Source organism: Streptomyces sp. MK37H (assembly GCF_018035285.1).
In the GTDB taxonomy this organism is placed as follows: domain Bacteria; phylum Actinomycetota; class Actinomycetes; order Streptomycetales; family Streptomycetaceae; genus Streptomyces; species Streptomyces endocoffeicus.
The window spans coordinates 42,931-57,761 of sequence record NZ_JAAAYH010000012.1; the positions used below are offsets into that span (position 1 = coordinate 42,931).

Here is a 14,831-nt window from a genome sequence, read left to right on the forward strand (position 1 = left end):
CCGACCGGACCAACCGCCCGGTGGGCCTGCTCCAACCTCCGGCACAGGCCCGCCAACGTTTCGCCGCGCCGCTGGTGAACGCGCTGGAGCCGAAGTGCAACAACACCGCCTACCGGCCGGTGATGGACGCGATCGACCTGCTCAAGCGGCATCTGGACCGGCCCCTCGCCAAGGAGAGCGCGTTCTTCGACGAGGCCGAGAAGATCCCGCTGGGCGCCTGGGCGCGGGCCGGCCGGGTGCCGCTGGGCGAGCCCCGCAGTACCTTTCCGAAGTACAAGTACACGTCGGCATCGGCCGGCTCCATCTCCCACAGCGGTCGGCCGAACCAGGCCCGCACCTGAACCAGGTGTGCCACGTCCCCGCGGATCGTGCCGTCCGCGAAGTACGTCACTCGACGAGAAGTCCCCAGGAAGAGGTGGAACCCCCCTGGCCACGGGGACAGGACGTCAGCGGGGCTCAGGGAAACTCACGGGATGTCGCACATTTGGCGGGGGTCGCCCTCGGGGGCGCCCTCGGGGCCGCCGCTGTCCATGGCTATGCCGCTGCCCACCCCCACCGGTGCGCTGCGGTCGACGGCCTGAACGACAGCACCCTCCGGGCGCGGGCCACGCGGTACGTTCCCCATGCGGTCGCCAAGGCCGACGTGAACGCCGATACGTCCTCGTCGGCGACGCTATGCCCTCAGACGCCGGCTTCGACCGCGGCTTGCTTCTTCTTCCGCCTCCGGTAGCTGGCGGCCTTGTGCTTGTTCCCGCACTCGGCCATCCCGCACCATCGTCGGGCGCCGGAGTGAGACAGGTCGACGAAGAGACGCGTGCAGTCCGGGTTGGTGCACTCCTTCATCCGTGCGAAATGGGCCGAGCTCAGCAGGTCCACCGCGTCGCGGGCCACCGCACCGAGTACCTCGTCCACGCCGCCAGTCCGGGTCAGACGACCCGACACCTCGAGCTGATGCTTCGGCAGCGGCAGCCGGGCCGCTTCGTTCACCTCTGCGAGGACTTCACCGACATCGGCATCCGGGTGGTCACTCGGTGGCCAGGAAGTGGCGAGCGTGTAGACCGCCTCACGCAGGCGGCGCAGCCGCTCCAGCGCGCGGGCGTCCGCCGGGCCCGGATCATCCAGGAGCTCCGCCTGGCGAACCCAGCGCCGCAGGTCATCCGGGGAGTTCAGCAGCTCCGTGCGAAGACTCCGCCGCCACAGCTTGGTGCCCGCCAGATCGAGACACAGCCGGCCACTCACAAAGACGAACTCATTCACACGTCCATATTGACAGGTGACGTCTCCCTTGTCGATAGCGGGCTGCGGACGAGGTCACCCGGCAAACAGGCTTGGCCTCTGGTTTCTTCCCCTCCAGGCTGCCCCGTCTTCATCACCCCATTGACAGGTGACAAATAGGGAGGGAGGGTGGTCATCAGAAGTAACTGCACAAGCTGGTGACGTAGAGGTCGTCGATCAATCCTGCTGAGCTGTCGAAAGCCCCTGGAGTTCGGCTCCGTTCCGAATCGGATTTCCCATGTTTGTTCTTTCAGTCCCCAGCGTGACGCACGTGCCACCCTACGTATCCGATGGTCCGGGTCAGCTCCGCAGGGAACCCCGGCAGGTGACGATAACCCTGCCCGCCGAGCCCTGCCGGGTCCCGGAGGCGCGTCGGTTCGTCGGCGTTCAGCTCGACCTGTGGGGCGTGGCCGACGACGACCTGCACTCCGCGGTCCTGGTGGTGAGCGAGCTCGTCGGCAATGCGGCCGTGCACGGAAGAGCCAGCATGTGCGTCTCCCTGCGTCTGGACGCCCGACGGCTGAGTCTCGAAGTCATTGACCGGGGCGCGCCATCCGCCCCCCAACCGTCCGCGGCGGGCCGATCCGACGAGTGCGGAGACGAGCACGGCCGGGGGCTGTCCATCGTCGAGCACCTGACCGAATGGATCGAGTGCCGCGAGACGGCCGACTCCCACACGGTCCGCGTCGGCCTTCGCGTATCGGGCCGGAACTCAGGGTGTCCAGACGAAGATCTCTTGGGCTGAGCCGGGCTTCCGCGACCGCCGGCCCTGGCCGGCGGTCCGCTGCGCACCGTCGTCCGATCGATGGCCCGCGCCGGTGATCGGCTCCTTGTCGGCTGACGGCCGTACGAGGAAGGTCCAAACGTCCGCCCCGGACAGGTCGGCCGCGATGTCGCGCGCGAGGCGGGCGGCTTCCTCGTCGGGTTCGGTCAGCGCCGCGGCGGCGAGCGGTCGTACGAACTCGGGCCACGCCGCCATCCTGACGACCCGCAGTGCTGCCGACCGGACCGTTGATTCGGGCGCGAAGAGCGCCGGAATCACGACTTCTCCCACCGCACGGGAATAACGGTCGGGTACTACGGCGGCCAGGCCGTTCAGCGCCCGGACCGTCGCTTCACCGCTTGAGCTCCGCGCCAGGCTGAGGCAATCCGCGACCGAGAAGCAGGGGAAGGCCCGGACGGCGGCGGCCGAGCCACTCTTCGCCAGCGCCACCAACGCCCCACAGTACCCACCCTCCGATGTCGTCGATTGTCGGCACGGACGCGCGCCGGACCCCCGCGAACGAGGCGGCTGTGCCATGCTCGCGGGGGCGGCGTCACGTCGGTCTTCGGATCCGCTGTCCCTATCCGGAGATGTCTTCCAGCACGGTGTGCTTGGTCTCGGGCAGAAGTGCCACGACCACCGACGCGGCGATGAGGAAGAGGCCCGCGCTGACGGTGAAGACGGCAGTGGCTCCGGCCGCGTTCAGGATGATCGGAACGAGCGTCGGGCCCAGTACCGCGCCGAGCCGGCCGGCGGCCGTCGCGGTCCCCATCCCGATGCCCCGGCTGCGGGTGGGGAACAGTTCCGGGGTGTAGGCGTAGAGCGCGGACCACATCCCGAAGAAGAAGAACTGGAGAATCGAGCCCGTCAGGATCAGCTCGGTCCGGTCGCTCGCCTGTCCATAGGCGTAAGCGGCCACTGCCGAGGCAACGGTGTATCCCGCGAGGCAGAACTTCCGTCCGACGCGTTCGACCAGATAAGCCGCGGACAGGAAGCCAGGGATGCCCCACAGGGCCATGAGCAGGACGTATTGAATGCTGTGAATGACGTCGAGGCCGCGTTGGGTGAGGAGGTCGCCGAGCCAGGTTGTCAGTCCGTAGTAGCCGAGGAGAACGCAGAACCAGACGGCCCACAGGGACAGCGTGCGCCGTCGGTATGAGGGGGAGAACAGATCACGGATTCCACCGCGTTCCGGGCCGGACGCGGTGGTGATGACGGAGTCCGCCGGTTCCGGCAGGGGCTTGCCGGTGGTGGCTTCGACAGCCCTCTCGATCTCCGTGATGATCTGCTCCGCTTCGGCGTACCGGCCGTGAGTGGCCAGCCAGCGGGGCGACTCGGGGATGAACCGCCGGATCACCAGGGCCCAAAGGGCCAGGCATGCCTCGATGACGAACATCGCGCGCCAGCCGAGTGGCTCAACGATGAAGTAGGCCAGCGTGCCCGCCAGGACGAAGCCGACCGGCCATGCGCCTTCCAGAATCGCCGCGCCGCGTCCGCGCCGTTCGGCGGGCAGGAACTCGGCCATCAGCGCCGCGGCAACGGGGAATTCGGCCCCCATGCCCAGGCCCAGCAGGAACCGGAATGCCAACAGGCTGGAGAAGTCCCAGGACAGAGCCAGGGCGATGCCGGCGACGCCCCAGACGACGATGCTCCACTGGAAGACTCGTCGGCGGCCCACCCGGTCCGCCAGTGCTCCGGCCACCACCGCTCCGATGAGCATGCCCAGGAAGCTCGTGCTGCCCACGAGGCCGGCCTGCGCGTGGTCGAGTGCGAATTCGGTGCTGATCGGCGACAGCATGAAGGTCAGCGACGCAAGGTCGATGGAATCGAAAAGCCAGGCCGTGGCCACTACCAGAAGCAGCTTTCGCTGATAGCCGGACCATGGCAGTCGCTCGAGTCTGGCCGCGAGCCGGCCGGCGCCGGATCTTTCCGTTGCCGGACGCGGCACTCGGCGGCCGGGCGGGGGAGTGGATGCGGTGTGGGTCATGGGGTTCCTCTGGGGACGACGGGCCTCAAGGCCCGTGAAGAGGCATTCACAATGAGCGTCACCCCTCTATGGGGTGGTGACGGAGGTAAACATGCCGCCGATGTCGACACCTGTCAATGCGGTGACGACATCACTGTCTGAAGGCGACGCCGTTATGGACGGGCCGCGGGGCCTGCGGTGCCACGGCAGCGGCCCCATCGCCACGGGCCGGGCATGCGGCGGCACGGCCCGTGGCACAGGAGGTGTCACCCCAGGACGGCCAGGGCGTCGATCTCCACGAGGCATCCGGTCGGCAGGCCCACGTACACAGTCGTGCGGGACGGGAGGGAGCCCTGCTCGGTGGCGAGGTACTCGGAGTACAGAGTGTTGAACTCCCGGAAGTGGGCGGTGTCGGTGAGATGCACCCGAACCATGATCACGTCTGCCCAGCCGGACCCGGCCTCGGTGAGCACCGCGGTGACATTGTCGAGCGCCTGAAGCACCTGGGTGGCCAGGTTTGGATACTGATCGGCCGAACGGAGATGGGGGGCGCCGGGCGGCAACCCCAGCTGGCCCGCGGTCTGCAGGATGTTGCCCTTTCGGCTGCCGGGTGAGTACGGGCCTGCCGCGCCCGAGCGGGTGGCGGGGACAATGGCCGTCTTCGTGCGTGGATTGCTCACAGAGATTTCCTTCTTCGGTCCGGATCGGGAGACATGTCGTGGGGTGTCCCGGCCCGCTGAGGGGCGCGGACGGCACGGGGCCGATACAGGTGGGTGCTTGCCGCGCCGCGTCCTCAGCGCTCCTGGAGGGGGGCCAGCGCGGTGATGACGCCGTCGAGAATCTCGTCCAACACCTGTGCTGAGGTGGCGAAGTTGAGCCTCAGATATCCGCCGGACTCCGGGCCGAAGGGTTCTCCGCCGTCGAGGAGGACCTTGCCCTCGCGGAGCACGTACTGGACCGGATCCTCCGTGAGCCGCAGCCGACGGACGTCGAGCCAGGCGAGGTAGGTGGCTTCGGGAAGCCAGTGGCGCAGTGCCGGCACCCGGTCGCGCAGTGCGTCGTGGACACGATGGCGGTTGCGGTCCAGGACGGTCAGGAGTTCCTTCTGCCAGGGATCCCCGTGCCGCCAGGCCGCTTGGGTGCCGACGACACCGAGGGTGGAGACGGTCCCGTACAGGTCCGGTGGCTGGGCGTCGCGGGTGGCCAGCAGCCGGTCGGGGCCGTAGTGGGTGACGGTGCAGCGCAGGCCGGCGAGGTTGAACGCCTTGGTCGCGGAGGTGATGGTCACCGTCCGTGCGGCCGCGTCGGGCGACAGGGACGCGAAGGGGATGTGCCGATGGGGGGCATGGCTCAGCTCGGAGTGAATCTCATCGCTGATGACCAGCATGTCGTGCCGTCGGGCGACGGCGGCGATCTCCTCGAGCTCGTCCCGGGTCATGACCCGGCCGGTGGGGTTGTGGGGGTTGACCAGCAGGAGGACCTTGCAGCCGTGGCGGGCCACGCCGTCGGCCAGCGCGGCGAAGTCCATGCGCCAGCCCTGGTCAGTCTGGATCATGGGCACCGGAACGGCGGGCCGTCGCATCGTTTTCAGCGTGGCCAGGAACGGAGGATAGTTCGGCGTCTGGACGGCGACGGCGTCCCCTGGGGAAGTGGCCAGGTGGAGCAGGAGCTGCAGGCACTGTATGAGGTCTGTTTGTTCGCGGACGCGGGACGGAGCGGCCTCCCAGCCGTAACGGGACGTCATGCGCTCGGCGAAGAGCCGACGCAGCGGGCTGCCGTCGGGCCAGTCGGGATAGCCCAGATCTCCGTAGGTGACGGCCTCGTGAAGAGCCTCGGCGACGGCCCGGGGGATGGGGTAGTCCATGTCGGCCACCCAGGAGGGCAGGACCGTTTGATCCACGCGGTGCCACTTCACCCCGGCGCGGTTGCGCAGCCAGTCCCGGTCGAGATCATCGAACCCCGGGATGTGGCGATGGTGGGCGGCCGGGGCTCCCGGGACGGGGGTCGTATGCGTCATCGCACCGCTCCGTTCAGGAGGACGTCCCGGGTGATCTGTACCTGCCCGTGGTGCTGGGCGAGTTCCTCCAGCACATGCAGCTGAACGCCGGCACAGCTCAGCGGACGGTCGGGGCCTTCGAAGGAGGCGGGCGGTACGTTGCGGGGCGCCGCCTGTGCGTCGACTCCCCGCAGATCGTCACGCAGACGGTCGAACAGCGGGTCCACAGCGCTCTTGAGATCAGTGACGGTCCCGACGGCGGTGAACTCCGAGGCCCGGTCCCGGTCCACGGGCCTGCCGGCGATGATGTGCCCGATCCAGTAATCGGCCACGCCCGTGCAGTGATAGGCGACCGCGAACGGGCTGTTCGCCCCGGCCAGCGGGGGCACGGTGTTGGCGAGCTCGTCGCCCAGTTCCTCCAGTGCGCCGATCATGCCGTCGAACGCGCGGCGCAGGAAGTACAGGTACTCGTTCAGTTCCATGGGTTCCTCATGAGAGTGCTGGTCAGGGCCATAACGCGATCAGGCCGTGGCGATGGGGCACGGCCGAGCGAGGACGTGGGTGAACGGGGTGTCCGGGTGACACAGCCGTCGTCGGACGGCTGGTGACGGTCGCAGGCTAATCCGGGGCTGCGTTACCAGTCAATGCGGTGACGCTCACGAGGTTGCGACACCATATGGACCGGTGACCAGGAGCGGGTGTGGGGTATGCGGCGATGTGGCGGTGAGCGAGTTCGTCGAGCTTCAGGGCGCGCCCGGCGAGTCGTGGTCGCGGCCACCACGGTGACTCGCCACTCAAAAGGTGTACCCGGATGATCGGTGCGCGTACGGTGCAAGGCGCCTGACGGCCGTCAGACGAAACGTGCCGTCCGCACCGCCCTCGACGCGAAGGAGAGTCACCGTATGCGCACTGTTCCACTGGCTGCCGTCCTCGGGCTGGCATCGGTCGCCGTACTGACGTCCTTGGTTCCAGCGGGAACGACGTACGCGGCGGAGACCGCCGCCGGACGAGCCCACTGCCCCCGCCTCTCTTCCTCGCTCGCGTGGTACGGCGACAACAGGGAGCGGCTTCAGCGAGTGATCGACGAGCATGGAACATGCGGCAACCCGCAGGTGCGTCACGGCAAGCGGCCGGTCGCCGCCTTCGACTGGGACAACACCGTCACCAAGAACGACATCACCGACCTCGCCATCGCCTGGGCTCTCAAGCACGACAAGATCCTGCGACCGGCCCGGTGGTCCGACACCAGTCCCTGGCTGACCGAGGAAGCCGACCGGACTCTGACCAAGGCATGTGGCACGGACGTGCCCGTCGGTGCCGCACTGCCGACTTCCACCAACACCGCCTGCACGGACGAGATTTTCTCCGTTCGCAGCGAGGCCACCCTGATGAACGGCCACAAGGCATTCGCGGGAGAGTGGAACAGCCGCCGGACTCTTCCCCAATACGCCTGGGTGCCCCAGCTGTTCGCGGGCCACACCGAGGCAGAGGTCACCTCCTATGCGCGGAAGTCCCGGGCCGAGGCGCTGGCCGCACCCATCGGCTCCACACAACGGGTCGGCAGCCACACCCTGCACGCCTACGCTCGCTACAACCCGCAGATCAAGGACCTGATCCGCGTCCTGAAGAAGGCGGGCTTCGACGTGTGGGTGGATTCCGCCGGCAGCACTCCAGTCACCAACGCCTGGGCAGGTGGCGTCGGCATCGACCGCGAACACACCCTCGCCATCCGCAACCTGCTCGACCGTCAGGGGCGGATCACCTACACCCAGGAAGGGTGCGGTGGCGAACCCGAAAGCAAGGGCAAGGTCATGCCGTACATCGAGGGCAAGCGTTGCTGGCTCAACGAGAAGGTGTTCGGTGTCACCGGCCCCGCTGCCTGGAAGCAGCAGCCTCCTGAGAAGCGCCTGGTGATCGGCGCGGGTGATGCCGACACCGATGTGACGATGGTCGGCGACGCCACCGGCGCGGGCCTGGTCCTCAACCGGAACAAGAACGAGATCATGTGCCGGGCCTACGACAACGCGGACGGCACCTGGCTGATCAACCCCATGTTCATCGAGCCGCTGCCGCGCAAGGAAGCCGCCTACCCCTGCTCCACCACCGGATACACCAACCCCGACGGCACGATGGGCCCGGTGCGGCGACAGGACGGCAGTGTTATCCCGGACAAGGAGGACTCGGTCCACGCAGGCTGAGGGGTTGCCACGAGTTCCCTGGGCTCGGCGGTCAGTGCGAAGCAGCGCAAGCCACGCCGACGCTGGGGGAGGTTGTCACGTCAAGCGGCGGCTGCGGGCTCGGGGCTGGTTGGCGTGGGGAATGCGGTTGCTCCGACGTAGCAGACAGCATGAAGGACGGCGGGAAGGCAACGTTTCCCCTCCTGTCATCCATAAATAATCTTATGGGCTGCGGGAGACGTGCGGATGACCCGTGATGGAGGCTGGTGTTGTTCCCGAGGCCGCCGGCGAACCGGCCACGGCGTCGGCGCTGCATGACGACACAACCCCTTCAAGCGAGAAGAGCAGGCATTTCGATGTCGAAGATTCTGATGGTCATCTCCGGTGCGAACAGCCTGAAGATGGCGGACGGCTCGACCCACCCCACCGGTTACTGGGCGGAGGAGGTGGCCGCCTCCCACGAGGTGCTCGCCGCCGACGGCGGGGACATCGACCTGGCCACCCCGGGCGGGGTACGCCCCACGGTGGATGTCCTCAGCCTCGACGAGCGCGGCGGTGTGAGTGAGGAGGACGCGCAGAAGTTCCGAGCCTACCTCGACGGCATCGCCGATCAGTTGGCCACGCCGCTCGCCCTGGCCGACGTGCGGGCGGACGACTACGAGGCGATCTACATCCCCGGCGGCCACGGCCCTATGGCGGACCTCGTCGATGACGACGACCTCGGCCGTCTGCTCAACGAGGCGGTTGGTCAGGGCAAGCTCGTGGTCGCTCTGTGCCACGGAGTCGGCGCGCTGCTGAGCGCGAGCACGCCGGACGGCGGTTTCACTTTCGCCGGTCGCGAGCTGACCGCCTTCTCGGATGAGGAAGAGCGCCAGGGCGGCCTGGGCGACAACGTCCCCTTCTCCGTCGAGGGCCGCCTGCGCGAGCGTGGTGCGCAGGTCACGCCCGGCGCCCCGTGGAGCAGCACGGTCATCCAGGACGCCAACCTGATCACCGGCCAGAACCCGCAGTCCAGCGTGGCCACGGCCCGCAAGGCGCTGGAGGCCCTGGCCGCTCGGTAAGCCACCGCCCCCATGTCCGGGTGCTCAGCGGTGTGCTGTCGCCCGGACCTGCCGTGCCGCCCCCGCCTCGCAGCGCGCGAGCACCGCACGCGCCTGGCCGACGGTCCGCGGGCCGCGGAGTGCGAAAGCCGCTGAACTCCCGCAGGCCCTCCAGCCGCACATCACGCAAGGAACACATGTGACCAGCCCCGTTTCGAACCGTGGTCTCGACCACGTCGCCGTGCACGTCTACGACCTCGATGCCTCGGTGGACTTCTACACCCGTGCCCTGGGTTTCCGCTTCGTTCGCGAATGGAGCGTCCCGGCCGGCGGAGTGCACCGTGCCGCCTTCCTCGACGCCGGTGACGACCGGCTCATCGAACTCTTCGATGCCGCTTCGACCCCGCCGGGCGGCTCGCCGCAAGGGCTCGACCCCGCGCAACGTCATGACGACGGCGAACGCAGCCGCGTGGCCGCTGTGGTGCACTTCGCCGTCCGCACCGATGACGTCGTCGACCTCTTCGACCGGGCGGTCGCCGCCGGCGCGCGTCCGCTGGCGGCCCCGAAGAAGATCACCACCGCTGGGGACGATCCGATGACCTTCCAGGTGGCGTTCGTCTACGGGCCCAACGACGAGGTCATCGAGTTCATCGACCGCGAGACCACGGACGGAGACCGGCAGTGAACCAGACGCCGGCTCGGCGACCGGTCCTGGCCGTGGTCACGTCAACCGGCGAAGCGATCCGTTTCTTCGACGGTCTGAACTACGAGCCGCTCGGCGTCCTCCCGGTAGCCGCCCAGCCCCACGAGATCGCCGTGGACCACACGGCGGAGCTGTTGTACGTCTCGCACACCTACCGCTCCGGCGTCTACACCGACCCTGGAGAGAAGGCACACGAGATCTCGATCGTCGACCCGTTCCTCCGCGAACTGGTCGATGTCATCCCGCTCGCTCCCGAGGAAGCGCCCCACGGCCTCGCCCTCGACGCCGGCCGCGGGCTGCTCTACGTGACCGTCGAGGCCGGCCCCGCCGGCGGGGGAGCGGTCGTCGTGCTCGACACGGCCACGCGCAGGCCGGTTGGCCGCATCGAGGTCGGTGCCCACCGCCCCCACTGGTTCGCCATCACTCCCGACGGACGCAAGGGCTACGCCACCAACAAGGCAGACCCCTTCATCTCCGTCCTCGACCTCGCCCGCGGCGAACTCGCCGCACGCATCCCCGCCCCTTACGGCACCGAAGAGGTCGCCGTCTCCCCGGACGGTGTCCACGCCTACGCCGCGGGCACGGCCCTCCACTACGACGGCGGCCCCGCGGGCCCGCCCCCGGCAACGGTCTTGGTGATCGACACCGACTCCGATGAAGTAATCCACCGCGTGCCGCTGAACGCGCCCGGCTGCCCGGTCCACGTGGCCGCGGACGGCCGCGTCCTGGTCGGTCTCGTGGCCACGGACGCCGCCGGACGGTCCGTGGCCGGGGCGTTGTCCGTCCACGGACCAGGGGGCCTCGAGCACCACTTCGACGCGCCGGTCGGAAAGGTCCCCATCACCATCCGCACCACGCCGGACGGCGCCCGTGCCTTCGTCGCCAACCTGTACTCGGGCACTCTCCACGTGATCGATCTCAATACCGGCACGGTCGAACGGACGCTGGACATCGATCCCGGCGATCAAGGAGCCCACGGCATCGCCTACCTGGCATGAGTCGGAGACCGTGTCAGCTTTGTCCCGCCGACGAAAGGATTCGCACGAGATGGAACGCACCCCCGAGGAGACATTTGATGCTCATGTCCGCGCCTTGAGCTCAGGGGACCTCGACGCCGTCGCCGCCAATTTCGCCCCGGACGCCGTGTTCATCACTCCATCCGGGATCCTGCGTGGCCGCGACGGCGTGAAGCAGGGCATCGGGGCGGTCCTCACCGACCTCCCGAACGCCCAGTGGAACCCCAGGAGCCCGAAGTTCGCGGATGATGTCCTGTTCCTGGAATGGGCCGCCACCGCCGACACCACCCATGTGGACGACGGCGTGGACACCTTCGTCTTCCGCGACGGCCTCATCCACGCCCAGACCGTGCGCTACACCCTGCTCACCAACACCGCCCCCTGACACACCTCCGGCACCGTCCGAGGGGCACACGGTCCGTTCAGCGGGTGGCCGGTGACGTCGGTACGGCCTCGGACGGTGGCCGGCTCGCGCAGTAAGGTGATCAGGAGACCTATGGGTTCTTCGCCATGGGCTCCTCCTCACCTCGCGGGAGGGTGTCTTCCTCCTCTTGGTAACGCTTTCTGAGAAGTGCGGTCCCGTGCCGAACCTTGATCTGTTGTTGACGTTTCTGGAGATTTATCGAACCGGGTCGCTGTCCGCGGCGGCGCAACGTCTCGGTGTGACGCAACCCGCGGTCACCGGACAGCTCGCGCGCCTGGAGCAGCAGATCGGCGAGCCGCTGTTCGTGCGCTCCCGCAAGGGGGTCGCTCCCACCCAGCGGGCAGCCGCTCTGGCTTCCCGCGTCGGCCTTCACGTGGACGAGCTTCGCGGCGCCCTCGACTCCACCGACGTTTCACCCGCGCTGCGGGGCACGGTGCGAGTCGGAGGGGCGGCCGAAGTGATGAGCTTGCGGGTCCTGCCCGCACTGTGTCCACTGACCCGTCGGGGACTGTGCGTCCACGCGACGCTGGGGCTGGCCAACGATCTGTTGTCCCTGCTGGTCTCCGGGCGGCTCGACCTCGTCGTCTCGGCGGTGCGCCCCACCGATGAGGCGCTGCTGGCGGTGCCGCTGATCGACGAGGAATTCGTGCTTGTCGCGCCTCCCGCAGTGGCTCACACCGTGGACCCGGAGCGGCTCGAGGCCGACCCGGCGGAGGCGCTGGCGCATATCCCCGTGATCGGATACGCCGAGGAGCTGCCCATCCTGCGCCGCTATTGGCGCACCGAGTTCGGTCGCCGACCGCCCAACCCCGTCACGATGATCGTGTCCGATCTGCGGGCCGTCCTGGCCGTAGTGGCCGCGGGAGCCGGGATCTCTGTTCTGCCGCGCTACATCGCCGACCCGGCCCTCGCCGCGGGGGACGTCGTGCAACTGCACCAGCCTGAGATAGCGCCACTCAACACGCTTTATCTGGCCACCCGGCGCGGGGCCCCCGCCAATCCAGCCCTCACGGTGTTGCGTGACCACCTCCAGCGTGCCGCACAAGAGTGGAACGAACTGTGATTGTCGCTCGTACCGTCCGGATTTTTCGATCGCTCAAGTGTGGGCATGATCCGGTCAAGCGAGCCGGACGGTAGCCCAACGGCGCCTGGGGTACATCAGTAACCCACTCAAGATGACCGACACAAAGGATGGTGTACCAGTGAGCGAACCTGGCGAAGGAGGAGTCCATGGGGTCCTCTTCGACTTCGCGGGAACACTGTTCGACGACACGGGCGTGCTCACGGCGCCACGGCTGGTGGCGAAGGCGAGCGACCGCGGCATCACGCTTGACGAGCAGGACGCGGCGACGCTGATCCGACGCACATTGGCGTACGTGGATGCGCCGGAGCGCAGCGCGGCGAAGGAAGGATGCGACCTGTCACCCGACGCGCACCGGCGGATCTGGACAGGGCTGATCGCCGACGCTGGACCGTTCGAGCCACCGCTGGTGGAAGCGCTCTACGACTGCCTGACCGACAACGACGCCTGGCTCCCGTATCCCGACACGCTTCCGGTACTCGAGGCGCTCAGTGCCGCCGGCGTGCGCACGGGCGTGCTGAGCAACATCGGCTGGGATATCCGACCGGTCTTCAAGCGCACCGGTGTGCTGGATCAGCTCAACGCGGTGGTGCTGTCCTGCGAGGCCGGGCTGGCGAAGCCGGACCCTGCCATCTTCGGCGTCGCCTGCGAGCGTCTGAGCCTTTCGGCCGGGCGGGTGCTGTTCGTTGGCGACGATCCCGTCAAGGACGGCGCGGCGGCGCGTGCGGGGTTGCCGGTGTACCTGCTGCCGAGCGAGCGTGACGTGCGCGTGCCCCGGGGGCTGTCGGCAATCCTGCACTTGGCCGGCGCGGAGAACGGCCGCGAGGCGGCCGCGCAGTGAGGCGCCTCGGCCCACGGCGCCCACGCCGGATCACATGCGCGGTCGGGCTGATCACATTCCCCGAGGCGACCTTGTATCTGTCGTTTCGTGGCTGACGGAACCGTCGCCGCTGAGGTCCTGCGGGTCGCGGCGGGGGCGAGGGCTGGTGGTTCCGGCCAGTCGGCAGGGGCGATGGGATCCCACTTTGGGGTGACGGCTCTGGGAAGTGAGCGTTCGGCCCAGTCGAGCGGGCCACGGTGACGATCACAGCACCGCATGGGGTGCGCCGGTGAAGGGCATCACCGGTGTCCACCTGTTCACCTTCAGGCCGGTCAAGGGCGGCGTGCTGGCCACCACCGAGGAGTCTTGGGCGGGCCCTCCTGTCGAAGCCGACATCCCCGGCAGTCAGAGCAGCCTCGACGCGGGCCTCAAGGACTGGATGCGACGGCTGAAGGACACCGCCGAGATGCGGTCCGGCTGTCACTGACCACAAAGGAGCGGCCCGGCGCCCCCCGTGAGGGGTGCCGGGCCGAGGTGAGCCGGGGTGGTGCGGGTTACTTCACCGCGCCTGCCATCACGCCTGCCACGAACTGGCGTTGGAAGGCGAAGAAGACTGCCAGTGGGATGAGCATGGAGACGAAGGCGCCGGGGCCGAGGATGTCGATGTTGTTGCCGAACTGGCGGACCTGCTGCTGGAGGGCGACGGTGATCGGGGGGTTGCCGCTGTCGGCGAAGATCAGGGCGACCAGCATGTCGTTCCAGACCCACAGGAACTGGAAGATGCCCAGGGAGGCGATGGCCGGGCCGCCCAGCGGCATCACGACGCGCAGGAAGAGGCGCAGTTCGCCCGCGCCGTCCAGGCGGGCGGCTTCCAGGAGTTCGCGGGGGATCTCGGCGAAGAAGTTGCGGAGGAGGAAGATCGCGAAGGGGAGGCCGAAGGCGGTGTGGAAGAGGACCACGCCGGTGGTGGTCTGGAAGATGCCGATCTCGCCGAAGAGCTTGGCCACCGGGATCAGCGCGACCTGGATGGGGACGACGAGCAGGCCGACCACGATGAGGAACCACACGTCGCGGCCGGGGAAGTCCATCCAGGCGAAGGCGTAGCCGGCCAGGGCGCCGATCACGACGACCAGCAGGGTCGCGGGGATGGTGATGGCGAGGGTGGTCCACAGTGAGTCGGTGATCTGCTGATTGCCCAGCAGGTGGTCATAGCCGCTGAAGGTGAGCTGTCCGGGGTCGGTGAAGACCTTCCACCAGCCGGAGAGGTCCACCTCGGCCGGGTCCCGCAGGGAGGACAGCAGCAGTCCGGCGGTCGGCATCAGCCACAGCAGGCCGATCAGGAGGAGGACGACCCGCATCACCCCGCCGCCGGCGCGGGCGGCGATCCGCGCGACCGGGGACTGCTTCGCCTGCACGACCGTGTCCGCGCTGGTCATCGGCGGCTCTCCCTTCGGATCCGGCGGATGTTGATGAACATGATGGGCAGCACGAGCACCAGCAGCAGTACGGCGATCGCGCTGCCGAGGCCCTGGTTGACGTCGGTGCCGAAGGACGACTGGAACAGCTGGAG

General features: G+C 68.4%; 18 protein-coding genes and 1 pseudogene. 10 read left to right on the forward strand and 9 right to left on the reverse strand.

Annotated elements, in window-relative coordinates; translation table 11 throughout:
- Positions 1 to 20 precede the first annotated feature (20 nt).
- Positions 21 to 341, forward strand: a complete 321-nt coding sequence (locus GWI24_RS03600; RefSeq protein ID WP_210944436.1) for a hypothetical protein — start codon at positions 21 to 23, stop codon at positions 339 to 341.
- 125 nt (positions 342 to 466) lie between these two features.
- Here the strand turns inward: GWI24_RS03600 and GWI24_RS03605 are convergent, their stop codons facing one another.
- Positions 467 to 625 (reverse strand): hypothetical protein, encoded by a 159-nt coding sequence (locus tag GWI24_RS03605; RefSeq protein WP_210944437.1) that lies wholly within the window; start codon positions 623 to 625, stop codon positions 467 to 469.
- 56 nt (positions 626 to 681) lie between these two features.
- Positions 682 to 1,257: an ABATE domain-containing protein gene (locus tag GWI24_RS03610; RefSeq protein ID WP_210944438.1), complete on the reverse strand. Its 576-nt coding sequence runs from the start codon at positions 1,255 to 1,257 to the stop codon at positions 682 to 684.
- 343 nt (positions 1,258 to 1,600) lie between these two features.
- Between GWI24_RS03610 and GWI24_RS03615 the strand changes: the two genes are divergently transcribed.
- Positions 1,601 to 2,020, forward strand: coding sequence for an ATP-binding protein (locus tag GWI24_RS03615; protein WP_210944439.1), 420 nt, complete (start codon positions 1,601 to 1,603; stop codon positions 2,018 to 2,020).
- Here the strand turns inward: GWI24_RS03615 and GWI24_RS03620 are convergent.
- From GWI24_RS03620 to GWI24_RS03640, 5 genes are all read right to left on the reverse strand, one after another.
- Positions 1,988 to 2,491, reverse strand: a complete 504-nt coding sequence (locus tag GWI24_RS03620) for a hypothetical protein (protein ID WP_210944440.1) — start codon at positions 2,489 to 2,491, stop codon at positions 1,988 to 1,990. The two genes, GWI24_RS03615 and GWI24_RS03620, sit on opposite strands and share 33 nt — an antisense overlap.
- Positions 2,492 to 2,618: 127 nt before the next feature.
- A complete protein-coding gene (locus GWI24_RS03625) occupies positions 2,619 to 4,025 on the reverse strand; it encodes an MFS transporter (protein ID WP_210944441.1) in 1,407 nt (468 codons plus the stop codon).
- Between the two features lie 245 nt (positions 4,026 to 4,270).
- A complete protein-coding gene (locus GWI24_RS03630; protein WP_308343423.1) occupies positions 4,271 to 4,684 on the reverse strand; it encodes a RidA family protein in 414 nt (137 codons plus the stop codon).
- Between the two features lie 113 nt (positions 4,685 to 4,797).
- Positions 4,798 to 6,021, reverse strand: coding sequence for a MalY/PatB family protein (locus tag GWI24_RS03635; protein WP_210944442.1), 1,224 nt, complete (start codon positions 6,019 to 6,021; stop codon positions 4,798 to 4,800).
- Complete coding sequence (locus GWI24_RS03640; RefSeq protein WP_210944443.1) at positions 6,018 to 6,482, reverse strand: DinB family protein; 465 nt, start codon at positions 6,480 to 6,482, stop codon at positions 6,018 to 6,020. The genes GWI24_RS03635 and GWI24_RS03640 overlap by 4 nt, the downstream gene beginning before the upstream one ends.
- Before the next feature lie 420 nt (positions 6,483 to 6,902).
- Between GWI24_RS03640 and GWI24_RS03645 the strand changes: the two genes are divergently transcribed.
- The 8 genes from GWI24_RS03645 to GWI24_RS03680 all read left to right on the forward strand — a co-directional run bounded on the left by GWI24_RS03645 (position 6,903) and on the right by GWI24_RS03680 (position 13,748).
- Positions 6,903 to 8,198: a haloacid dehalogenase-like hydrolase gene (locus GWI24_RS03645; RefSeq protein ID WP_210944444.1), complete on the forward strand. Its 1,296-nt coding sequence runs from the start codon at positions 6,903 to 6,905 to the stop codon at positions 8,196 to 8,198.
- Positions 8,199 to 8,533: 335 nt separating this feature from the next.
- Positions 8,534 to 9,238, forward strand: coding sequence for a type 1 glutamine amidotransferase domain-containing protein (locus GWI24_RS03650; RefSeq protein WP_210944445.1), 705 nt, complete (start codon positions 8,534 to 8,536; stop codon positions 9,236 to 9,238).
- Between the two features lie 178 nt (positions 9,239 to 9,416).
- Positions 9,417 to 9,902, forward strand: coding sequence for a VOC family protein (locus GWI24_RS03655; RefSeq protein WP_210944446.1), 486 nt, complete (start codon positions 9,417 to 9,419; stop codon positions 9,900 to 9,902).
- Positions 9,899 to 10,918: a YncE family protein gene (locus GWI24_RS03660; RefSeq protein ID WP_210944447.1), complete on the forward strand. Its 1,020-nt coding sequence runs from the start codon at positions 9,899 to 9,901 to the stop codon at positions 10,916 to 10,918. The genes GWI24_RS03655 and GWI24_RS03660 overlap by 4 nt, the downstream gene beginning before the upstream one ends.
- A gap of 49 nt (positions 10,919 to 10,967) precedes the next feature.
- Positions 10,968 to 11,321: a nuclear transport factor 2 family protein gene (locus GWI24_RS03665; RefSeq protein WP_210944448.1), complete on the forward strand. Its 354-nt coding sequence runs from the start codon at positions 10,968 to 10,970 to the stop codon at positions 11,319 to 11,321.
- A 196-nt stretch (positions 11,322 to 11,517) separates the two neighbouring features.
- Positions 11,518 to 12,423 carry a LysR family transcriptional regulator gene (locus GWI24_RS03670; protein WP_210944449.1) on the forward strand — a complete coding sequence of 302 codons (906 nt, stop codon included), beginning with the start codon at positions 11,518 to 11,520 and terminating at the stop codon, positions 12,421 to 12,423.
- Between the two features lie 139 nt (positions 12,424 to 12,562).
- A complete protein-coding gene (locus GWI24_RS03675; RefSeq protein ID WP_210944450.1) occupies positions 12,563 to 13,282 on the forward strand; it encodes an HAD family hydrolase in 720 nt (239 codons plus the stop codon).
- A gap of 268 nt (positions 13,283 to 13,550) precedes the next feature.
- Positions 13,551 to 13,748, forward strand: a complete 198-nt coding sequence (locus tag GWI24_RS03680) for a hypothetical protein (protein ID WP_210944451.1) — start codon at positions 13,551 to 13,553, stop codon at positions 13,746 to 13,748.
- 67 nt (positions 13,749 to 13,815) lie between these two features.
- On the opposite strand, the gene GWI24_RS03685 is transcribed toward GWI24_RS03680, so the two are convergent.
- Complete coding sequence (locus tag GWI24_RS03685; protein ID WP_210944452.1) at positions 13,816 to 14,697, reverse strand: carbohydrate ABC transporter permease; 882 nt, start codon at positions 14,695 to 14,697, stop codon at positions 13,816 to 13,818.
- A pseudogene (locus GWI24_RS44845) lies at positions 14,694 to 14,831 on the reverse strand (sugar ABC transporter permease); the annotation flags it as partial. The pseudogene GWI24_RS44845 and the gene GWI24_RS03685, both read right to left, overlap by 4 nt.